Origin of the sequence: Streptomyces lavendulae subsp. lavendulae, assembly GCF_002803845.1 — a bacterium.
GTDB lineage: Bacteria > Actinomycetota > Actinomycetes > Streptomycetales > Streptomycetaceae > Streptomyces > Streptomyces lavendulae.
On the sequence record NZ_CP024985.1, the window covers coordinates 8,639,434 to 8,659,669 of the forward strand.

Annotated in this window: 19 protein-coding genes and 1 pseudogene; 1 reads left to right on the forward strand and 19 read right to left on the reverse strand. The window is 70.3% G+C overall.

Translation table 11 applies throughout. The annotated features are described in order from the left end of the window. Positions 1–30: 30 nt before the first annotated feature. The 3 genes and pseudogenes from SLAV_RS41405 to SLAV_RS39180 form a co-directional block, all read right to left on the reverse strand. Positions 31–546 (reverse strand): hypothetical protein, encoded by a 516-nt coding sequence (locus tag SLAV_RS41405; protein ID WP_158740926.1) that lies wholly within the window; start codon positions 544–546, stop codon positions 31–33. Positions 547–1,320: 774 nt separating this feature from the next. Then, positions 1,321–1,509, reverse strand: a pseudogene (locus SLAV_RS43820) (helix-turn-helix domain-containing protein); the annotation flags it as partial. Between the two features lie 321 nt (positions 1,510–1,830). After that, on the reverse strand, positions 1,831–2,592 hold the full coding sequence (locus SLAV_RS39180; protein WP_158740924.1) for a GntR family transcriptional regulator: 762 nt from the start codon (positions 2,590–2,592) through the stop codon (positions 1,831–1,833). Positions 2,593–2,951: 359 nt separating this feature from the next. On the opposite strand from SLAV_RS39180, the gene SLAV_RS39185 reads away from it, so the two are divergent. Then, positions 2,952–3,386, forward strand: coding sequence for a hypothetical protein (locus SLAV_RS39185; protein ID WP_030239864.1), 435 nt, complete (start codon positions 2,952–2,954; stop codon positions 3,384–3,386). A gap of 118 nt (positions 3,387–3,504) precedes the next feature. On the opposite strand, the gene SLAV_RS39190 is transcribed toward SLAV_RS39185, so the two are convergent. The 16 genes from SLAV_RS39190 to SLAV_RS39265 all read right to left on the reverse strand — a co-directional run bounded on the left by SLAV_RS39190 (position 3,505) and on the right by SLAV_RS39265 (position 20,179). After that, complete coding sequence (locus SLAV_RS39190; protein ID WP_158740922.1) at positions 3,505–3,921, reverse strand: hypothetical protein; 417 nt, start codon at positions 3,919–3,921, stop codon at positions 3,505–3,507. A gap of 349 nt (positions 3,922–4,270) precedes the next feature. Next, positions 4,271–7,672, reverse strand: a complete 3,402-nt coding sequence (locus tag SLAV_RS43320) for a LysM peptidoglycan-binding domain-containing protein (RefSeq protein WP_100660726.1) — start codon at positions 7,670–7,672, stop codon at positions 4,271–4,273. 32 nt (positions 7,673–7,704) lie between these two features. Beyond that, positions 7,705–8,202, reverse strand: a complete 498-nt coding sequence (locus tag SLAV_RS39200; protein ID WP_234333891.1) for a pilus assembly protein TadG-related protein — start codon at positions 8,200–8,202, stop codon at positions 7,705–7,707. A gap of 4 nt (positions 8,203–8,206) precedes the next feature. Continuing rightward, positions 8,207–8,671, reverse strand: coding sequence for a TadE/TadG family type IV pilus assembly protein (locus tag SLAV_RS39205; protein WP_030239853.1), 465 nt, complete (start codon positions 8,669–8,671; stop codon positions 8,207–8,209). Further along, positions 8,668–9,018, reverse strand: a complete 351-nt coding sequence (locus tag SLAV_RS39210; RefSeq protein ID WP_267884277.1) for a TadE family protein — start codon at positions 9,016–9,018, stop codon at positions 8,668–8,670. The genes SLAV_RS39205 and SLAV_RS39210 overlap by 4 nt, the downstream gene beginning before the upstream one ends. 146 nt (positions 9,019–9,164) lie before the next feature. Further along, positions 9,165–9,371, reverse strand: coding sequence for a hypothetical protein (locus tag SLAV_RS39215; protein ID WP_030239849.1), 207 nt, complete (start codon positions 9,369–9,371; stop codon positions 9,165–9,167). A gap of 22 nt (positions 9,372–9,393) precedes the next feature. Continuing rightward, positions 9,394–10,275 carry a type II secretion system F family protein gene (locus SLAV_RS39220; RefSeq protein ID WP_030239847.1) on the reverse strand — a complete coding sequence of 294 codons (882 nt, stop codon included), beginning with the start codon at positions 10,273–10,275 and terminating at the stop codon, positions 9,394–9,396. Continuing rightward, positions 10,275–11,225, reverse strand: coding sequence for a type II secretion system F family protein (locus SLAV_RS39225; protein ID WP_030239844.1), 951 nt, complete (start codon positions 11,223–11,225; stop codon positions 10,275–10,277). Before SLAV_RS39225 ends, SLAV_RS39220 begins: the two co-directional genes overlap by 1 nt. Continuing rightward, positions 11,225–12,784, reverse strand: a complete 1,560-nt coding sequence (locus tag SLAV_RS39230; protein ID WP_030239842.1) for a TadA family conjugal transfer-associated ATPase — start codon at positions 12,782–12,784, stop codon at positions 11,225–11,227. Before SLAV_RS39230 ends, SLAV_RS39225 begins: the two co-directional genes overlap by 1 nt. Continuing rightward, positions 12,774–13,589: a CpaE/TadZ family protein gene (locus SLAV_RS39235; RefSeq protein ID WP_030239839.1), complete on the reverse strand. Its 816-nt coding sequence runs from the start codon at positions 13,587–13,589 to the stop codon at positions 12,774–12,776. Before SLAV_RS39235 ends, SLAV_RS39230 begins: the two co-directional genes overlap by 11 nt. After that, positions 13,589–14,317, reverse strand: coding sequence for an SAF domain-containing protein (locus SLAV_RS39240; RefSeq protein ID WP_234333889.1), 729 nt, complete (start codon positions 14,315–14,317; stop codon positions 13,589–13,591). The genes SLAV_RS39235 and SLAV_RS39240 overlap by 1 nt, the downstream gene beginning before the upstream one ends. Positions 14,318–14,367: 50 nt before the next feature. Continuing rightward, entirely contained in the window at positions 14,368–14,568 is a 201-nt protein-coding gene (locus SLAV_RS42990) for a hypothetical protein (RefSeq protein WP_234333888.1), read from the reverse strand. A gap of 695 nt (positions 14,569–15,263) precedes the next feature. Then, complete coding sequence (locus SLAV_RS39250; protein ID WP_158740920.1) at positions 15,264–15,869, reverse strand: hypothetical protein; 606 nt, start codon at positions 15,867–15,869, stop codon at positions 15,264–15,266. 472 nt (positions 15,870–16,341) lie between these two features. After that, positions 16,342–17,250 carry a replication-relaxation family protein gene (locus tag SLAV_RS39255; protein WP_030239829.1) on the reverse strand — a complete coding sequence of 303 codons (909 nt, stop codon included), beginning with the start codon at positions 17,248–17,250 and terminating at the stop codon, positions 16,342–16,344. Then, a complete protein-coding gene (locus tag SLAV_RS39260) occupies positions 17,247–19,832 on the reverse strand; it encodes a type IV secretory system conjugative DNA transfer family protein (RefSeq protein WP_063760375.1) in 2,586 nt (861 codons plus the stop codon). The genes SLAV_RS39255 and SLAV_RS39260 overlap by 4 nt, the downstream gene beginning before the upstream one ends. Next, on the reverse strand, positions 19,814–20,179 hold the full coding sequence (locus tag SLAV_RS39265; protein ID WP_051841428.1) for a hypothetical protein: 366 nt from the start codon (positions 20,177–20,179) through the stop codon (positions 19,814–19,816). The genes SLAV_RS39260 and SLAV_RS39265 overlap by 19 nt, the downstream gene beginning before the upstream one ends. Positions 20,180–20,236: the final 57 nt, after the last annotated feature.

Consider the following 20,236-nt stretch of genomic DNA (forward strand, 5'->3'; position numbering starts at 1 on the left):
TGGTCATGGATGTGTTGTGGGTGGGGCTGGTCATGGCTGGTGCTGGGTGTAGGGGGCGAGTTCGGGGTGTTGGCGCAGGATTTGCTGGCGTAGGCGGTGTGTTTCTGCGGCTGTGGCGGCGGCGCGTTGTTTGGTTTCTTCCTGGTTTTGTTCTGTTCGGGTGTATTCGGCGTGCTGGGTGTAGGCGTCGTTGAGCATGCGTTCCCATCGGATTGAGTGGCGTAGCCGTTCTGCTTCCTGGGCTGTCTGGGTTTCGGCCAGCAGGTGTGCCGTTGCGTTCTGGATCTTCTTGTGTTCTTCCCGGGCTTGGCAGTGCTGGCACAGGCTGCCTTCGGGCGGTCGTCCTCTGCCGGCTGCTGAGCAGTCGTTGCCCTGGCATTCCCACCACTGGAGCGTGGGGCCGTTGTTGCGTTGCGCGGGTACCCGGCCGCGGCGCCGGTCGGCCCGGCGTTCGGTGCACTTGGGGCATGGGTGCCCCAGGTGCAGGGTGATGCCGTCCTCGCACATGGGGTCGGGGCAGTCTGTGGACGGGCGCACGAGTGCCACTGCGACTCCTACGGGGGAGGCCAGCTGCCCTTCGGCGAGGGCGCGGGCGTAGCCGTGGGCCCACCATCGCTGCCCGATCCGTTCGGTCAGCTGCTGGGGGGTCCGTCCTTGGTCCAGGGCTTGCAGGATCGCCTCACGCAGTACGGCTGGCCGGTGGGGCGGCAGCAGAAGGCTCAGCTCTCGTGGCCATCCTGCTTCCACCGCTTTGACCGCCTCGGCCTGTCCTGCCGGGACCCGCTCGCGGTTCCTCCGGCTCGGCTCGGCTGGGGGTGCGGGCGCCTTGGCGCCTGTGGGCGCGGCGCAGCCGCCGGTGGCATGCGCGCTACTACCTGTAGTAGCCCTGCGGGCGTCATCGGCGCTTCGCGCCGCAGGCGCTGCAGGGGTTTCTTGAGAGGGGAGGGTTAATGGAGAGGGTTGGGGGACTGGCAGTCCCCCCTCCGGGTACTGGCAGTCCCCCCTGCCCCGGGACTGAGAGTCCCCCCTGCCGTCCGGTTCGGCATGTTGTGGGGGAGGGGACTGAGAGTCCCCTGCCGGGTGTCGTGGCCTGCCTTTGTCGCTGCGCTCTGTGCGGGGCGGGGCGGGAGCAAGCAGGGGGCGGGAGCCGGTTGTCAGTGGGGGCAGGCCTCGGTGTGCCCGGTCCTCGTTCACCCGTGCCAGCCGTTGCGGGCCGTACCAGGATGCGGGGATCTGCAGGTCGTAGACCTTGGGGCGGGCGTGTGCCGGGATATAGCGGGCGGCTTCCTGGTTTCCCAGGGTGATGACGCCGCGTTCGGTGAGGGCGGCCAGGCGCCGCTGTACCGTCTTGACGTCGCAGAGCGCGATCCGGGCCAGCGTCCGCCGTGAGGGGAAGGCGTTGGTGCCGTCTGGGTCTGCTTTCTCCGCCAGGCCGGCGAGCAGCATCCGGTCGGTTGTGCTGTTGACCGGGCTGTCGTGCAGGGCCCACAGGATTGGCTCAAGTGCCATGGTGCTCCACCACCTTCGGGGTGGGGGTGCCGGTCTTGTGGGAGGGGGCGTGTGGCGGCCTGGGGATGGATCCGCATAAGCTCATGGCTGAGCGCACCTCTCGGTTCATGCAGCTGGGTGCTCTTCCCCTCGCAGGCGGTCCAGGCCTGTGCGGGGACCTGCGGGCCTCGCCACTTGTGGCGGGGCCCGTGTGGTTTGGGTGATTCGGCATGCCCTACAGAACGATGCCAAGATCACCGCTCTGATCGCCGGCGTACCCTGTGCGGGATCACAGCTGGGCTTCGGCGCAGTTGGTGAGTCACCGGTGAGCAGCCGTGGCGGCTAAGGGATTCCGCCGGTCATGGGCAGGTTCCCGTAGTGCAGCTCCAGACGGTCGGCGGCTCCTACTGTCCGAAGTGCTTCAAGGGCGCGGCCGTCACGGTCGTGCACCACTCGCTCAATGCACAGGACCGGCACGCGTGCGCCGATGCCGAGCTCTGATGCCTCGGCCTTCGTGGGAAGTCGTGCTGTAACGGTCTCGCTGGCGGTTTCAGGCGCCAGCCCCGATGCGGTCATGGCCCTGAGCACGCCACCGGCGATTCGGCCCGGTTCACCCAGCCCGGTGGCGTCAGCCAGTTCGGCCGGATAGAAGGCCTCCTGGACCTGTACGACATCCCCGTCGATCAGGGCGTGCCGGCTGCGGCGGACCACAGGAGCTCCGGGCTCCAGCCCGAGCAGCACGGCGATCGTGTCCGGAGCGGGAAGGCGCTCTACTGACACGGCAGCGATGCTCCCGCCCAGCCCCACTGCGGCCGTTGCCGTCTCCCAGGGCCCCTTGTCTCCGCCCGGCTGTAGAACGAGACCATAGCGACTCAACGGGATTCGCACGCGCGAGCGGCTGCGGACAACCGTCCCGACGCGCGGCTTGCGGACAACGAGACCCCGGTCGACAAGTTCCCGGTAAGCCCGCTCAATGGATGGCTTCGATTCCCCCTCGGCCATCAGCTCCACGGTGGTCGGCATCTTCGAACCGGGCGGAAACTCACCCGACTCGATGCGCTCCGCCAAGCGGTCGGCCAACTCGCGCCATTGCTGCAACGGCATGTGCATACCTCCTGTCACCTGATGCAGCCAGTACACCACAACAACCATGGTTGTTCAGGGAGGGGCAAACAATGCCCGAGCCAGGCAAACACTCAAGAAGGGCCCCCGTGGGCATCTGCGCCAGCAGGGCCAGTCAGGACCTTCCCTGTGCGCACGGGCAAGTTCAGACCACCCTCGCACTGCCCACCGGCCCTGCTCCGGGCTTCCAGCGCGCCTCGCCGCCACACGAAACGTCACCCGTTGGTGTCAATCCTGGTGACTTAGAAGGGCGGTGATCCAGCCCTGGGCCAGCATGGGCGGCGAGCCGTCACCCGTTGCCGGTGGCAGGCCTCTTGTGCTGGGTGACTTGGAGGGGCAGCGTGGAGTTCGTCCTGCGGATCGATGTGGATGGTGCGCTCGTTGTGCTGCCGTGGCCTGATGACGAAGTGGCGCGCGGGGCTCAGGTGAGGGGCGCGGTGGGTGGCCCTGCTGACCGGGCGGTCTACCACCGGCAGGCGCACCTTCATGTGCACGGCAATGGGGCGGCCGAGGGCCTCCCTGTGAACCTCGCGGCCTGGGTGCTGGCTTCGCAGTGGCGTGGGGTGGAGATCCCTTATGGCTTTTATGGGCCGGTGCTGGTGACGGGACCTGAGTGGTCCGCCTTGGGTGATGGTGTTGCCGGTGAGGTGCGCGCGGTGTGCGCGGCGGTTGCCGAGGTGCGCCAGGAGTGGGTGACCCGGCCGCCGGCGGGGGAGGGTCCGGCCCGCGCGGAGATGCTGGCCGCAGCCAGACATTCGGTAGCGGCGCTCGCCTGACGCGGCTTGAAGCGGGTGTTGACTGAACTCGGGTTCGGTGCGGTCCGGGCTTGTTGTGAGGGCCGGACCGCTCCGAAGAGATCGGCGCTGCTGTGGGGTGCGGGTCCGAGGCGGAGGGTCAGCAGTCGGTGGTGGCGTACTTCGTTGCCGGCTCGGTGCCGGTGCCCGTGTCTTCTTGAGGAAGGTCCCATCGGGCGATGCTTCCGTATGAGTCCTCCATCAGCAGGTTTCCGCCGCGCCTGGAGATGTTCATGGAGCTGATCGCCAGGTAGGGCTGGCCTGCCGCTACCTTTCCCCACGGGGTGTAGGAGTCGATGCACCCGTCCCATGGAGCGTCGTAGTAGCGGCTGGCCTTGTTCATCTCGGGCCCGTAACTCCACTTGATGAGGTTGTCTTTCCCGTACCCCTTGAAGGTCCCGCCGTTCTCGGACTCCAGGGTGAGTGCGACGGCCAGGGCGTATTTGCCGGTCAGGGGAAGGGTCTTGTCCTTGGCGAGGGCGTCGCGGTAGGCGACGCCGGTCAAAGTCACCCGCATCCTGTGGCCGTCCTCGTCCCGGAGGGTGACGGTCTCACCGACTTTTCGTCCTTCCTGGCCGACGACGCCTGCTTCGTTCTGTGGCTTTTGCCGGCCCTGTGCCCTGTGCCCACAGCGGGGCCTGGGTCTTGCCGTTTTGCGCGCTGCTGGTGCAGCCCGCGGTGGTGAGGATCAGGAGCGTCGCGAGGGCGGCGGTTGCCTTCTTCATGTGCAGTCCATTTCGTCTGATCGGGAGATGAGCGAGGCCGGGGCCGGCCTCTGGCCGCATCCGGAGAGCACAGACTGGCGGCGCGGTGTGGTGCCGACGGGGCGGGGGTCGGACCGGCTTGTGCGTACCCCCGCCGTGACGTCAGTTGTTGGTGAGGTGAGGAGGGGCTGTCGACAGGGCGTGGTTGATCGTGTCCTCGGTGATGTCGTCGAGGGTGATGTCGTAGGTGCGGGCCATCTGCTGGATTCGGGCGACCGTTTTGCGGACTGCGCTGGTGTTGCCGGCGGCCCGGTCGATGGTCAGGAGGTCGCGGTAGAGGACCTCGGAGGTTTCTTCGACGTCGAGGGCCTGGAGGACGGTGCGGCGGGCGGCGTCGAGGTCGGGGGTGTCGCTGTCGGTGTGCCAGCACGCGAGGGTGTGTGCGGTGTCGGTGATCCGGGACAGCATTTCCTGAATGACGGCATCGGCCCACGGCAGGGTGCGGCCGTCGAAAGGCTTTCCGCGTACGAGAGCCATTGCGGCTTCGAGGTCGGTGATCCCGGCCTTCGGGCCGGCCGCGAGACCGCTCGACGCCAAGGCGCGGAACTCTTCCCAGTCGGATGTGACCGCCCGGTGGAAGGAGTATCCGCCGTCCTTGGGCCGGGGAAGGAGCGGAGCCCCGTCCGTGGCAACGCCGATCTCGGCGCGCAGCTCGGAGAGCCGGGAGTGCAGGGTGCGGGTCGACCACGGTTTCACGGGGTCTACTGCCCTGCACAGGTACTCGGCGCTGCGTCCGGGGCGGAGGTGGATGAGTGCTGCGACGGCGGTGGTGCGGGGCGCGTGGGCTGATCCGGTTCCGCCGGTGATGCGCAGCGCGCCGAGCATGTCGATGCGGACCGTGCGCTCCACGGGGCTGGTGCTGGTGGGGCTGGCCTTCGGGGCCGGGGCGGGTTGGCTGCCGTTGGCCTGGTGGGGGAGCGGGGCCTGCCCGGCGGCTCGTGTGGCCGGAGCCTGGTCGATGTCGTGTTCCTGCGTGGTGTCGGCGCCTGCTTCGGGGGCCTGGGTGGCGGGGCTGGTGGGGGTGGGGTTGAATCCGGCGAGGAGCGCGGGGAAGGGGTTGCCCGGGTCTTGGGCTGCCTCGCTGGTGATTCGCACGGCCAGGGGCATGCCGGAGGCGGCCGGCTGCTGGTGGCTCTCGGTGAATTCCCACGCCCCGGCTGCTGGCTTGGCCTCCTGGACGGAGACTTGGAGGGCGTGGACGTACTGCCGGTATTGCTCGTCGCTGACGCGCTGGAGTCGCACCGGGGTCTCCAGCGGGGCCAGGACGGTGTCCTGGTCGCGGGCGACGTCGAGGATCTCCGCGTGCGGGAACGCACGGCGGGCCTCTGGGCTCGCGGGCAACACCACGGCGGTCGTCAGGGGGCGGGCTGAGGCGAGGGCGTCGGCGAGGAGGTCGACGTCGTTCTCGCTGTGGTCTCCGGCGCCGATCATCAGCCAGGGCAGAACCTGCTCGCCTGACTGGTGGGCTTCGAGCAGGAGTTCGCCGAGGTCGGCGGCGACGGCCGGAAGGTGGGCCATGGTGCGGATGCGGCCCTGCGGGAGGAGTCCGGACAGTCGGCTGCCGAGGCCGGCGGTCAGGATCTCGGCGTAGTCGGTCCACCCGCTCGTGCCCAGTTCCAGGGCGAGGGCACGGGCCACTTCGAGGACCTCGTCGGCGTCGCCGTTCAGCAGCAGGACGCGGCATGTGGTGAGGTCGGCCAGGACAAGACCGTCGCCGTCGGCGCCGAGCGTGACCAGCCCCGGGTAGGGGGCGTGGACGTCGGCGAGATCGTCGGCGCCCGGGAGCACGGCCTGCTCGTCAAGTACCCAGGTGCGGGTGTCAGAGCCGGCGGTGAACGGAGCGATCGGATCGGCGGGTTCGTCCAACAGCAGCGTGATCCCGTTGGCGGCGAGGCGCGCCCCGCGCAGCGCTGGCAGTGCCTTGTTGCTGTTGCTGCTCTCGTTGTCGGTGGCGGCATAGTGGGCGAGGGCGCGCAACACGTGGTCGAGGAGTTCGACGCCCGCGGGTTCGGCGACCGCGTGCAGGACCTGTTCGACGGTGGTGGGGTCGTTGTCCTGGGCGATGGTCTCGCCCGCGCGTCGGGCCCGCTGTTGCAGGATCCGCCGCACGCCGAGAGCTCCGGCGAGTGAGGCGGCCAGCAGGGTGCCGATCCCGGCGATCAGTGCCCAGTTGACGCCGTTCGCGGCGGCCAGGACCTGTGGGGTGCTTACTGCCGGCGAGGCCTGGAGCGGGGAGGCGGCTGGGCTGTTTGCGGCTGGCGGGGTGCTCTGCTGGGGGACCTGGGCTGCGGGCGTGGTCGCGGCTGGCGCCGACTGGGCGGTGGACGCGGACGGCGAGGGCGATACGGCGGCCGGGGCCGTCGGGCTCGACGGCACAGGGGGTGCGGTCGGGGCGGGGGTGGGCTTCGCCGTGGGGGCGGCTGGGGCTGGGGCGGCGGGCGAAGGCTTCGCCGCGGGTGTGGTGGTGTCGTTGCCGGGCCGGGCCTGCGACGGGGGCATCGTCCTGGGGCTGGGGCTGGGGGTGGAGGCGGCGGGGAGGGTGAGCTGCTGCCCGGGGTAAATCAGGTTCGGGTCGGTGAACGTCCTGGCGCCGTCCGGCAGGGGAGTGCCCTTGTTCTGCTCGAAAATTTCCGGGTACCGGTCGGCGTCGCCCAGCTGCACGCGCGAGATGAAGGAGAGGCTGTCTCCCTCGCGGACGCTGTACTGCGCCTGCCCGCTCAGCGCTTCGGCGGCGTTGCCGCGCCCGGCCTGGGTTTTGAGTCCCGCGCTCGGGGCAGGGTGCGCGTCGCTGGGGAGGGTGAGCACCCATCCGGGCTGGATGGGCTGGTCGGCACGGAAGACCGCGCCGTCCGTCATGGAGTGGCCCTCGTTGAGGGCGGCGATTTCCTCCCACCGGTGGGCATCACCGAGGGTGGTTTCGGCGATCGACCACAGGCTCTCGGCCGGCCGTACATCCCGCACCGTGTGCGTCACCAACCCGGTCCCGGCCTCCTGGACTGCTCCCGTATTCGCACGGGCGCTGGCGGCCGTATCCGGGCCGGGTACGGCGGTAGCGCTCACACTCACCGGCGCGGCTGCGGCCGGGGAGGTGGGGGCGGCGAGGGCGGTTCCGGCGGGCAGGGCCAGCAGGACAGCGCCGACCAGTGCCGCGGCAGCCCGCTGTCCCACCAGGCCCCGGATCTGCGGGGCGCTGCGCCCGCGCAGCTGCGCGGGGATCTCCAGCAGGACCGCGAGGGCGAACTGGGCCCAGCTGATCCATCCTGTGACGGCCAGGAGCAGCAGGAACACCTGCCCGGAGTCGTCGGTGGTCAGCAGGTTCGCCAGGGCAGTGATGCCGGGCGGCCCGACCTGGGCGGTTGCCCACCACAGCAGGATCGGGAGGCCGGCCAGCAGAGCCGCAAGGACGGCCAGTGAGAGCAGGCCGCGTACGAGGGCGGCCGCCGTCTGGGCGCCCCCGCGCCCAAGGCGGGGCCGGGAGGGGCGGCCGGGGGTGGGCTGGCTCATGAGCGGGTCCTTCGTGCGCGTGTGGTAGCGGGCTACTGGGGTTGGGTGATGCCGTGCAGGAGGCGGCCGGTGCCGTGGCCGGTCACGTTCATGGACCCGATCCCGGCGACCGCGAGGAATTTCGTGGCGTAGGTGTCGTGGACGGTCACGGTGAGCTTGGTTCCGTCTCCGGACAGGGCGGTGCTGCCGTGGGTGCCGGCGCGTGCGAGGTAGGCCTGGGCTGCGGCCTGGGCGGCCGCGGGGTCGGCGCGGACCTGCCCGCCGGTGATGGCGGTGGCGGGGTCGATGGCCTGCCCTGCGGCGCGGGCGGCCTCCATGGCGATGGCGTCGGCGCGTTCGGTGGCGCGGAGTTTCCCGCTGCCGTCGATGGCCAGTCCGATGATGCCCAGCAGAGCCACGGTGACGATCGCGGTATAAATCGCAACGCCGCCTTCGTCGTCGCGCAGGCTCCGCCGTACCCGCCGCGGTGCGGCGGGCGCAGGGGACAGGCCGGGGGCGGGCGGGGCGGTGGCGGGGTCCGGTGCGGGCATGTGGTTATCCCTCCCGGGAGCGGTAGGCGTCCACTACCGAGGTGAAAGTGCTGGTCAGTGTCTTGGACCCGGGGATGCCGGGGATCAGCAGGTCGGACAGGGGCACGGTGCAGGAGATGGTGACCGTCACGGTCCCGACATTGCCGAGCGGGACGGCCAAGCCGGAGGCGTCGACGCTGGTGTGGGTCGAGGCGCAGTGGATGCCCTGGTCGGCGAGGGAGCGCGCGGCGGCTCCGGATGCTTCGGCTTGGGCGCCGGAGTAGGTGCGAGAGATGGAGGCGGCGCGGGCGGCGTCCTCGGCGGCAGCGTCGATCTTCGCGCCGGAGGTGACGATGCGGCCGCCCGCGATGGCCAGGCACAGCATCATCAGCAGCAGCGGGGTGACGATCGCGGCCGCGATGGACTCGCTGCCCCGGTCCTCGCGCAGCCGTACTCCCAGGCGACTCCACCTGGTGGGGGTGGGGGTCATGGGGTGGTCCACCGTTCGCGTGGGGCACCGGCCGACTGGGACACGCTCAGCCCTGACAAGCCCGGGATCAGGGAGGGGGCTTGTCCGGTGACGGTGACGCGGACCTCGGTGGCGCTGCTGCCCGAGGTGCTGACGGAGGCCTGCCCAAGGCTGTCGCCAGCGATCCGGCCCAGGGTTTCCCGGGCCCGAGCCGCGCCTGCTCCTTCCGGAGCCTGGTAGGTGCGGGCCGCGGCGACCCCTTCACGGGCGGCGGTGAGCGCGATGTTCCGGGCAAAGAACCACATGGCCGCCTGGACTACCGCGACAGTGACCAGGATGACGAACGGGAACACGATCGCCATCTGGATCGATGCCTCCCCCCTGTCCCAGGGGCGACAGAGCTGGTCTTCGGACCGCCCTGATTCTGCCTGCCCTGCTTCTGACCGCCGCGAGTCGTCGCTCGCCGTGCTCTTCACCGCACCCCCAATGCCGCCTGCTTCCTTGTGTCGGACCCTCAGATTCCGCTGAGCTTGACCTGGTACTTGACGACGACGACCGCGATCGTCCCGGCGATGGCGAGAGCACCGGCGACGGCGGCAGTCCAGATGATGATCGTCGTGATGGAGATGTCGCCCCGGTCCATATCGCCGCGGCTGTACGCCTGGATCTTCTCCCAGTGCGCCTTCGCGGCCAGAGACAGGCGGATGACCAGCTTGTTCATACGGGGGTCTCCCTTGGGTGGGTCAGGTGGTGAGCATGCGGATGACGGCGGGGAAGGCGATCAGGAGCATCACCAGGACGGCGAGGAGCGCGCCGGGGGCGGTCATCTTCTCGCTGTTGGCGTTCGCTTCGGCTGCCTGATCCGCCAGGAGCTCGGTGCGCAGGTTCTTCGCACGGGAGCGGAGGGTGGCGTAGACGGAAGCGCCGTCGTCGGCGGACTGCCGCATGATCGCGGCGAGGTCGTCCAGGACAGGCAGGTCCAGTTCGGCAGTCAGGCGGGCCAGGGACTCCCAGTGCGCGGCCTTGTCGACCCGTGACTGCGCCAGCGCTCCCCGGATCCGCTGGAACGCCCAGCCCTCGCCGACCTGGGCGGCCTGCTCCATGGCCTGCTCGGCGGAGACATTCCCGGCCCGGCGCAGCGCGACGAGGTCGAGGTAGGCGGCCATGGCGTGCGCGAACTCGCTGCGGGCGCGTTTGGCCTTGTCCCGGGTGGCGAGGTCGGGGGCGAACCAGAGCACGATCGCGGCCAGGATCCCGACAATCGCGGGCAGGTAGAGCGGCACGCCGAGGAGCAGCAGTGGGAGCGTGGACAGCGGCGGCAGCAGCAGCCCTCCGCCGGCCAGGGCGACCTTGGTCAGCATGAACCGGGCTGGGGTGGTGCCGGTCAGGGCGAGGTCCTTATGGGGGATCCGTACGCCGGGTACGTCCGCCATCCGCTCGACCAGCCACTGCCCCCACCGCTCGTCACGGTCGGCGTTCTCGCCGTCGGAGCGCGGGGGCGGTGCAGGCTGGTTGAGGCGGCGCAGCGCGGGCCCGAGCGCGGGCGCGGGGCGCAGGACTTCGCGGACCAGGAGTGCGCAGCCGGCTCCGATGGCCGCGCCGGACAGGATCGCGGCTACCGGCATCACGCGGTCACCTCCGCACTCGTAGCCCCGGCCTGGGCGCCGGGTGAGGGTTCGTCGTCGGGCAGGGGGGCGGGGGCGACGGCGCTGCGGGGGTCGGTGATCAGGAACCGGGGAACGGGCTTGGTGTCGGCGATCTGCCGCATCATCGCCAGGACGCCCACGAACCCGGCCAGCAGGACCGCCAGGACCAGCTGGCCCAGCAGGGTGCCGTAGGGGGCGGTGTAGGAGGGGATGAGGAATCCGGCACCGATGACGCCGAGGGTGATGATCGTCATCCACCGCATCGTCGTGCGCGGCTTGGCCCGGTCGGCCTCAATCGCACGCCTGCGGGCGACTTCCTCGTGGACGGACTCGGCGAGGTCGTCCAAGGCCTGGGCGAGGCCGGGGCCGCGGTCGGCGGCCGACAGGATCAGCGCGGCCACCACCTTGTCCGCGGTCACATCGTTCAGGGCGTCACCGAACTCGCGCAGGGCGTCCGTCGGCCGCCATCCCACCTGGAGACGGTCGACCAGGTCGCCGACCTCCTCGGCGATGGCTCCCGGGCAGCCCTTGCGGGAGATGTGCAGGGCCTCGTCCAGGCCCCGCCCGAGGCGGAGCACGTTGGCCAGGCGCTGCGTCCAGTCTCCAAGCGACTCCAGCTTCGCGATCCGCGCGGTCGCGGACTTCGTAGGCGACAGCAGCCACGGCACGCCAATAACGGCCAGGAACAGCATCGCTCCCGCCACGAACACGCCTGTGACCAGCCACAGCACGATCCCGGCAACCGCGCCGACGACCAGCCGGGTACGGCGGGCCATCTGCTCGTCGCGGCTCGCCAGTTGCCTGCCGGCCCTTATCCGGGCGGCCAGGCCAAGGCCCTTGGGGGCGGTGGTGCCGACGCATCCGGCGACCAGCCCGACCAGACCGCCGGTGGCAGCGAGACCGGCCACCACCCACAGCAGCAGCGTCATCACGTGGCGCCCTCCGTGATCATCAAAGGCAGAGCGGCGGTCCAGGCCCCGCCGGCCTCGGAAAGCAGGGAGGCGTCAAAGCCGACGCGCCGCAGGTCATCGACGCAGCGGGGGAGCATGAGCGGCACCGCACGGTGCTCGCCCCACTCCGGGCGCGGCCCGAAAATCGTGTTGGTGTCCGGGCGGCCGCCTTCACCGATCCCGGTGACCTCCAGGACGTGGGAGACGAACCGGTGACGGTGCCCCCCGATCTTCGTCTCGTCGATTGAGGACACGAACACGATGAAGTGCAGTCCGTTCGCGGCCTGCCGGTAGGCCAGCGCCTCCGACATGTTGGCCTGCGCGAGCAGATACAGCTCGGCGATCCGGTCGAACACCACAGACGGGCGGATGGCATGCAGGGTGCACAGGTTGCCGCCCGCACCGTTCGTCATCGCCTGAAGCATCGCGACAATCTCCGGGCCTCGGACTTCACCGACCACGATCCGGGTCAGCGTCATGCGCAGCGCCCGGTACATCAGGTCCATGAGGGAGATCGCGCCGGCGGCCTGACCGGCGACCATCTCGCCGTTGGACTCGCGGGCCTCCATCGGCACGACCTGGCGGTGATAGCCGTTCTCGTGGGCGAACAGCTCGAACTCGGTCTCCAGCGTCGCGAACCGCTCGTCGGGGTCGATCTCCCGCAGGAGCGCCCGCAACAGTGTCGTCTTCCCCGCGGCCTGACCGCCGACGATCATGACGTTCTTCTCCGCGCGGACGCACGCCCGCAGGAACGACTCCAGAGTGCTGTCCAGCATCCCGCGGCCCACCAGCTCGGGCAGGTCCGCGTGCCGCATCGTGTGCCGGCGGATCGTCACGAACGTGCCCGGGGTGACGTCTGTGACCGCCTGGAGACGGGATCCGTCCGCCAGACGCAGCGCCAGGAACGGATCAGCGGTCGACAGAGAGCGCTCGTTCTGACCGGTCGTCCGCCGAGCGAGATCCCGCAGGAGTTCCCGCAGCTCCTCGTCGGAGTCCGCCACCGGCGCGACGTCCACCCGCCGCCCGTCGGTGAAGTCCAGCGACGTCCGCGCGTACCCGTTGATGAAGATGTTCTCCACCCGCGGGTTGTCGAGATGCTGCTGGAGACGGCCAGCACGGAACTGGAGATCGAAAACAGCCTGGGCGGTCGCCGCGTCTTCACCGGCCGATGTCGCGAAGCCCCGCTTGATGGCCTCCGCGTCCGACCACACCGCGACCTGCTCATTGATCAGATGACGTCCCTGCTGCTCCTGCGCGGCCGGGCTCATGCCCGGCCGGGCGCGCAGCATCTCGGTCAGCCGCTCCCCAACCGCCTTTTTGATCAGCCGTACCGCCGCATAGTCCACCGCGGCCGGCGCAGCGGTGACGGCCACGGCCTGCGACAGAAGACTTGCGCGGGGATCCGCCGGACCGCTTCCACCGGGCACCGGAGGGCGTCCGGGAGGCTGCGCACCACGGTGCGGGGCGAGACCGCGCGGAGCCGTGAGCCGCGACTCCAGTGATACCTCGGGGTTGCTGTGAAGGGGGTTAGCGCGCACCGCTCACCATCCGTCCCAGAGCGGATGCGGGCGACGGGGCCAGGCGGGAACGACGGACCGCCACCAGTTCCTGCACCCGCACAGCGGCCGACCGCGCCGCGCGCATCAGCTCGCCCGACTCGAACCGGCGTGGCTGCTCCGCCCCGTCGGATAGCACCGCGGCCTCTTTCGGCCGCCACGGCAGCACGGCGGTGACCGTGATGCCGAGGCTCTTGCGGACCTCCTCCTTCGAGAACGGCCCGTTGTCCACGAGAAGCATGCCGATCTCCGCCTGGACGCGCTGCTCGCGCAGCGCGTCCAGGCGGACTTGGGCGCTCTGCAACCCGCGCAGCGTGTTCCGGGCGACCAGGACGACGGTGTCGGCACGCTGCGCGAGGACGGCCGACGGTCCGAACGCACCCCGCCGGCCGAGGTCGATCAGCACGTCGTGCCTGTGCTCCTCGATCCCCGCGAACAGGCCCGCCAGGGGCTTCCAGACTGTTTCCATTGCGGAAGCGTGCGCGGGATCGTAGAGACCGGGCAGCACCAGCCGGTCGCGGGTCCCCGCGTCAGTGATATCCACCAGCTGCCGCCAGAACGCCTCCCCGAGCCGCCCCCGACGCCCCGCCACCGCCAAGTTCCGCAAGCCGTGGCTGTTGTCGAGGGTGCCCTGCAACGCGCCAGGCAGGATCGCACCGCCGTCCGGGTCCGCCTCCGCCAGGATCATCCGCTGCCCTTCCGGCAGCGGCCACGTCATCAGCAGCGCCATCGCAGCCGTGGTCACCCCCGGCGCACCAAGCCCGCCCGCAAGCGCGATCACCGTCATCAGCTGCCCCCCTGCGCCGCGACGATCAACGCGACCGCGCCGGTCGCCACGCGCGCGGCCAGCGTCGGCCCGTCCGCGGCGGGCACCGCCACGTCCACCGTCACCACCCCCGTCGCCGGAGCCGCCTCACCAACGGCAACCACCGTCGCCGCCAGCGTCTTCGGCGCCCCGGCCGGCTCACCCGGCTTGCCCCCGGCCGCAGCGGCCGCCTGCACCGGATCCGGCGTCGACACGATCAGCACCTTCTGCCCTGGACTCAGCCGGCTCGCGGGAAACTGCGACGGCTTCAACGCCACACCCACCAACTGCTCACCCGCCTTGACCAGCGAAGACGAGCTGACCTGCGCGGGGGAGAGAAGGGAGCCAGCCGTTAGAGCGACGGCCGCGTGCTGACCGACCATCTCACCCTTCCGCGCGGCGGACACGGCTTTGACCGCCGGATCCAGCGCCAGGGACGCGGGAGCCAGGTCGGCGTCGGTGATAGCGGTGCCCACCGGCACATCCCGGGCCACCACCAGAACGCCGGACCGCTGCCCGGACGCGGTGAACAGCAGGGCGCCCGACAGTCCCCCGGCCGCGATCAGCGCGACGGATAAGGCGATCAGGCCCGGCCGGCGGCGCCGCTGACGCACGACGCGCGGCGCGGCCGCCGGTTTCCCCGGCCCGCAGGCCCCTCCGGTCCCCAGATCGGCAGCCCGGCCGGGCGCGGGCGTGGTGGTGGTGCTCACGTGCAGTGCCTCCAGAGAGAGAAGGAAGAAGAGTGCGGATGCTGGGTCTGCTATTGGCCGACGACCTGGATCTCGCCCACGGCCACGGTGAACGCCGACTGACGGACCTCGGTCAGCTGCCCGGTCTGCCCGCTGCCGGTCACGGCCCAGTCGATGTCCCACTTGGACGTCGCCGTCCCCTGATACCGGCCGCCGGGACCGCCGGCCGACGTCGCCTTGAAGCGGTGGCCGCAGTCGGGCGAATCCGCCATACCGCGCGAGGCCGTATACGGCGTGCCAGGGCCCGTGCAGGTCACGCTCGACCCGTCCCCCATGCTCCACACCACCCGCGACACCGTCGCCGTCGCCCTCACGGTGATTCCACCCGCCGAAGCAGACGCAGAGTTCGGCCCCCACGTCGTCTGGCCCTGCCTTACCCACATCCACACCGGCACGCCTACCATGTAGGTGCCCGCGGCCGTCGGGCTGACGACCGCCGGACCTTCCAAGAGCATGCTGTCGACCGCCCGTTGCGCCAGGACAGCCGGATCGGCAGCCGGGGCCGGGGCGTTCTGCGACCAGAATGCTGATCCCGCGATGTCCATGCTCTTGATGCCGTCAGGACCGGCGCCCAGGCATGGGTTGACGTAGATCGCACCGTCTCCTGGACTGTGCTCTTGCCATAGAGCGCTGCCTGCGGGGGGCTGCGGTACTAACCGACGAACTGCGCAGCTCGGATCGTCCGTCCAGTCGCTGATGTGCCCAGCTGATGGCCTGCTCCCCCCGGCCTCGCTGTTCCCACCGTCCGAAGGGCCCCTTCCAACGCCGCCTCCGGGTAAAGCCGGCACTCCGGCTTCCACGCAGAACCTGTTGTCGGCGCACCTGTCCACGCCGGTGTCCGCGAGGCCTGCGGGCACCACGCCGACAGCAAGGATGAGAGCGCCAAGCACGGTACCGACACCACCTCTCAGCATGCCTGTCCCGGGATCTTCTCCTCGATGACGACCCAGCCAGTGGGCCATTTTTCGGCGGTGAGCTCAGTGACATACCGCACGAGACGCGTCTGGGGGAGCGGGGCCTCATTGCCGGTCTGCTTATCGACAGGCTTCCACTGTGCGACATCGACACAGTCGGTGATCACAGCAGTCTTCAGCTTCCGGCCGTCCTTGAAAATGACAGAGGTTCCAGAGTGCTTTGCCTTACCGGTGACGACCTGCCCTGCGCTGCGGAGCCCCGCAAGACCGGCCTCCGTCTGGGCGTACGCGGAACCGCTCGCAACATCCTTCAAGCCCGTGCCTGCCGAGTCCGACTTCGCGTAGGCCTCAGTGAGGACGCGCCAGTACCGGTCGTAGGCCGTCTGCACTTCTGCTTTGTCGTTGTCCACCGGGCTGCCCGAAGGACTCGGCGAAGACGAAGTGACGGGTGCGGAACTCGGACTTGCCGGGGCCGCCTTGTTGTCACCGCCGTCGCCGCCGCAGCCGGCTGTGAGGCCTGCGAGTGTCGCGGTGACGGCGGCGGCCGCGAGCAGTCGGCGTTGGGCGGTGCGGGTCTGGTGTTGTCGTGCCGTTGTCACGGAGATCTCCCCGGTTGTCACCTCGGTGGGCGGGCGTGCAGAGCGGCCCACCCGAGCTGCCTCGTCGCTGGTGCAACGTGTTTGCGTCCTCGCGGTGCGTTGCAGTCGGCACCCTACGATGACAACGGCAAAGCTCCTATGGGGTTCTTGTGGTTCAGGTGAACGACTGTCGCGCTTGCTTGCAATTGTCGAAATGTCATATGCAGAAAGCCCTCTGAAGTGCACCCTTCGTCTTCGCTGCCGGATGGAGGCCGCTTCGGCAGAGCGTGCCGAGGTCGTGGCCGGATTGTGTGACTCTGGCTGGTTCTTTGCTGTAGTGATTCTTTGTGGCGCTGTTCACTGGTTCGGTCACCACGACCTGCTGCAGCCGACAACAACTACCTTTCTGTCACTCAGCCACCACTCACCGAGTGCGGGGTGGGGCTCCGTGAAGCTACCTGCCGCCTTCGGCCGGGGAAGGTGGCATCGGCGCTCACAGCTGGGTCCAGCTGCGGGGGGCGGCGTCACCGGCCAGTGGGGTCCAGACGTTGGCCTGCGGTCCGTGCTCCTCAATGTCTTCGAGGACGGCGGCGCCGAGGGGGACGTGGGCGGCGAGGCGGGTGACGAGTTCGTGGTCGGCGGTCATGTTGCGCAGGTCCTGGATTCGGGCGGTGAGGGTGGTGCGGGAGGCGCCGGTGAGGATGAACAGGATCCGGGGGAAGCGGGGGTAGAGGCGCTGCCAGGCGAGCAGGGATCCCTGGTCGGCGACGGTGCGCCAGCGTCCAACCGTCTGGGGGGTGTAGTCGTGGAAGCGGGCGTAGCTGATGAGTTTGCGGGCCAGGCGTTCGCTGCTCATGGTGGTGCGGTCGATTTCCACGAAGGCCCGGTACTGCAGGCGGCGGGGACTGGTGGCGGTGTAGTGGAAAACGGCGTCGGCGATGAGCCGGTCCTCACCCCCGGTGTCGGGGAGGCGGTGGGTGACTTCGGGCATCCAGTCCAGGGGTTCGTATTCGTCACCGCGGGCGCGGGCGTCGGTGAGGAAGGCGAGGTGGGCGCGGACGCCGGTGAGAGTGTGTGCGGCGCGCAGTGAGGCGGCGGCCGCCGAGCCGATGGGCGTGGCGGTGCGTCCGCGCAGCTCAGGCCAGTCCGCGACCGTTGAGAAGCCTTCGGGGGTGAGGAAGTGGGCCTGGAGGCGGCTGCTGGATCCCAGGGTGGTGTGGGTGATCAGGCCCTGCTCACGGAGCGGTACGAGGACGCGGTGGATCTTGCGTGACGGTGAGCGGGGGGTGAGCATCTGGTGGATCTGGGTGGTGGTCAGCAGCCGGTGCTGGGCGAGCAGGGCGAGGGCCCGGTGCGTGTGGGTGTCTTCAGTGGAGGGCTGGATTCTGTTCGCGGTGGTCATGCGTACGGCGCTCCGGTGATGGTCTTGCGGTCGGTCGGTGTGGTGCCGGTGAGGTAGGCGCGGACGGCGTCTTCCTGGGCGAGGGCGAGCGCGGTCCGTTCCCCGAGAGGCAGTGCTGATGTAACGGTGTGCGCGGCTGTGCGCAGCGCCCCGATGTGGGCAGGCCGGGCGCGGTCGCCGAAAACTTCCCGCAGTTCGGGGCCCCGGACCGGGACGGGTCCGATCCGCCTGCCGGCGACGGTGAAGCTGGCGTAGTGCCGCCACCTGGGCAGCGACGCGATGTCGCGGGGGGTGATGGTGTCCGGCCACTGGGCGGTGATCTGTGTGATGGCCTCCACGGACCCTGCCGTCGTGGACAGGCAGGAGGCGTTCTGCATCAGGGCGGCGCGGGTGGAGGGGCTGAGGCGGTGCATGAGCTGTGTCATGCCGTGCAGTCGGCAGCCGAACTTGCGCAGCTGCTCGGTGATCTGCGCGAGGACGTCCGATTCGCCGTGGTCGAGGGAGATCATCTCGTCCAGGTAGAACCGGAAAGGCCGCCGCCGCTTCTCGGGCAGGTCGCGGCGGGAGAGCCCGGCGCGCAGGAAGTCGTGAACGATCAAAGAAATGAGCAGCGAGTTGGTGGGCCCGGTGCCGGGCGGGCAGATCCAGACGACCTGGCCCTCGTCCATGGCCCGGCGGATGTCGTAGGCGCTGACCGGGCATCCGAGGAAGGCCCGTACCACCGGGTTCGCGCCCAGCCGCTCCAGCGGGTTGAGCACGGTGGCGAGGGCATCGCGAGGGAGGTCGGGGAAGCTTCCGGTCCACCACTTCCTCGCTTCGGCATCCAGTACGCCCACCACGAGTTGGCGGAATGCCGGGTCGGTAAGCAGTGCCCGGACCTGGAAGACCGTTGCCTGCCGCTTGGACTGCCGGGCGGCGACGGCCCCGGTGTTGACGGCGACGAGTGCCTCGATTGCCTTCGTCATGATGGTGAGCGCGCGGGGCGCGGTGATGTCCCCCCAGCCCAGTGCGCCGGCGAAGGCCCCGACGACGGCGGCGGTCACCTCGTGCGGCGGCTGCCCGTTGCTCATGTCCAGGAGGTTCCAGCAGGACAGGAGGTCCGTGTCGGCGCGGATGGTCAGGTCGAACAGTGCCACCCGGTCGATGAGGTTGCCGTGGGCGAGGTAGCGGGCGACGTCGGCGAAGGAGTCGCCGTGCGGGTCCACGAACGCGAGCCCCCGCCCGTTGTGGGCGCTGGCGACGGCGTGGACCTGGGCGCGCATCGTCTTGCCCCATCCGGCCTTGCCGGACTGGATCTCGAAGAGGGTGTCGTCCTCGTGGGTGGCCAGCAGCCGCTCGCGGCCGTCCGGCCCCCGGTACCAGCCCTGGGGCAGCAGGTCCGCACCGGGTTCATAGGTCGGCATGTCGCTTTCCAGCAGACTCACCCGCGAGGTGACGGTGGGCGGCTTCAGGAGCCCCGCCAGCTCCTCGATATGAGCCCACCCCCCTCGCGTCGGCCGCAGCAGACCGCTCGCCCACCGGGCATCGAAGCGGTCGCGCCACGGCCACCGGTCCGGACCGATCCGCAGCGGGCCCAGTGCCCAGCCCTGCCCGGCCAGCCGGGACGCTCCCGCGTACACGTCCATGGCCGCCTCGATCCGGGCCAGACGCTGCTCCGCTCGCCCGGCCGCGTCGGACGCGCACCGCACCAGGACCTGCACACGCACCAGCCCGGGGGAGTGGGCGAGCTTGCCCAGGACTGCGTCGCGGTCGACGCGCCGGGGCTGGGGCGACATCACCATCTGGCCGCGGGGCGTACCGCGCCATTCGGCAGGGTCCAGCAGCTGGCCCACGGAGGCGGGCAGACTCTCGGCGGGCTGACGGACGAGCCAGCGTGCTTCGCGCTGCGCTGCACGGCGGGACTTCTCCCGGGCCCGCTGCACGGTGTGGAAGCGGTATACGGCCAGGCGCCAGCGTGAGGCGGGGGCCAGGTCGAGGCATACCTCGGCGAGGTCGCCCAGATCGGCGTTCAGGTCGGCGACCGCATCGAGCAGCGGCTGGAGAGGATCGGGATCCAGAGGGACCTCGCGCAGACGGGATCCGGGTTCTCCGTGCAGGGTCAGTACCGCCCGCACTGTGTGCTCGCGTCGTTTGTCGGCGACCGGATATGCGGCCTTGACCTGGACGCGGGCCCCGTAGGGGGTCTGGGCGAGCAGCGCGCGGGCGGAGGCGGGGGCTTCGATGCGGTAGGCGAGGGACCTGTGGCCGTCGGCGCGCAGCCGCAGCCGCAGCGTCCGGGCCCGCCGCGGCGTCCACCACGGGCCGGAGCCGGCGGCGCGGACCAGCTGCATGCCCTGACGCCAGATCTGCTCCGCGCTCGGATCGAACTGGGTTGTGGGGACGAGTTCCATGTATGTCCGGCGGCTGAGGGCCTCGGCGGCCAGGCGCTGTTGCAGGGCTTCCCAGCCGGCCAGCGCCGCGGCCGCGATCAGGGCAAGCCACCAGAGGTTGACCAGCGTCCAGTCGGTGACGGCCGCGAGGGGGTCAAAGAGGTCAGTGCCTCGGCTGAGGGCCCCGGAGGCCGTCAGATAGTGCGGTTCCATGATCCGTCTCCGTTCTGGGTGAAGTGGACGGCGGCGGGGCGGCCGTCGAGGAGGGTCCCGGCCCGGTCGGCGCCCGCCCAGACCAGCCGGACCACCGCGCGGGAGGGGGCGCCGTCCTGGCGGGCGGTGGCGGCCTGGATGCGGACCTGGCTGTAGCTGGAGGTCTCGGCCAGCCAGGCCGTACGGCCCAGTTCGAGCAGCAGCCGTTCGTCTGCGGCCGGGAGGTCCGGGGTGCTGGCCTGGTTGAGGGCCTGCTGGATGAGCGGGTCGGCCGCGGGCCCGGATCCGGGCGGCGGAAGCTGCTGAAAGTGAGCGGTTGTGCCGCCGCTGCCGGAAGATGTCGGCACGTGGGCAGACGGCGATGCCGCGGTGGCTGTTCCGGCCTGCGGTACCGGCGAGGCGGA

Bases quoted from the DNA above. Each gene is read 5' to 3' on its own strand.
- SLAV_RS39205 (WP_030239853.1), bottom strand. From the start codon at position 8,671: ATGACCCCCACCCCCACCAGGTGGAGTCGCCTGGGAGTACGGCTGCGC.
- SLAV_RS39190 (WP_158740922.1), bottom strand. From the start codon at position 3,921: ATGCGGGTGACTTTGACCGGCGTCGCCTACCGCGACGCCCTCGCCAAG.
- SLAV_RS39220 (WP_030239847.1), bottom strand. From the start codon at position 10,275: ATGCCGGTAGCCGCGATCCTGTCCGGCGCGGCCATCGGAGCCGGCTGC.
- SLAV_RS39255 (WP_030239829.1), bottom strand. From the start codon at position 17,250: ATGACCACCGCGAACAGAATCCAGCCCTCCACTGAAGACACCCACACG.
- SLAV_RS39260 (WP_063760375.1), bottom strand. From the start codon at position 19,832: ATGGAACCGCACTATCTGACGGCCTCCGGGGCCCTCAGCCGAGGCACT.
- SLAV_RS42990 (WP_234333888.1), bottom strand. From the start codon at position 14,568: ATGGCGGATTCGCCCGACTGCGGCCACCGCTTCAAGGCGACGTCGGCC.
- SLAV_RS39200 (WP_234333891.1), bottom strand. From the start codon at position 8,202: ATGCCCGCACCGGACCCCGCCACCGCCCCGCCCGCCCCCGGCCTGTCC.
- SLAV_RS43320 (WP_100660726.1), bottom strand. From the start codon at position 7,672: ATGAGCCAGCCCACCCCCGGCCGCCCCTCCCGGCCCCGCCTTGGGCGC.
- SLAV_RS39215 (WP_030239849.1), bottom strand. From the start codon at position 9,371: ATGAACAAGCTGGTCATCCGCCTGTCTCTGGCCGCGAAGGCGCACTGG.
- SLAV_RS39235 (WP_030239839.1), bottom strand. From the start codon at position 13,589: ATGACGGTGATCGCGCTTGCGGGCGGGCTTGGTGCGCCGGGGGTGACC.
- SLAV_RS39225 (WP_030239844.1), bottom strand. From the start codon at position 11,225: ATGACGCTGCTGCTGTGGGTGGTGGCCGGTCTCGCTGCCACCGGCGGT.
- SLAV_RS39180 (WP_158740924.1), bottom strand. From the start codon at position 2,592: ATGCCGTTGCAGCAATGGCGCGAGTTGGCCGACCGCTTGGCGGAGCGC.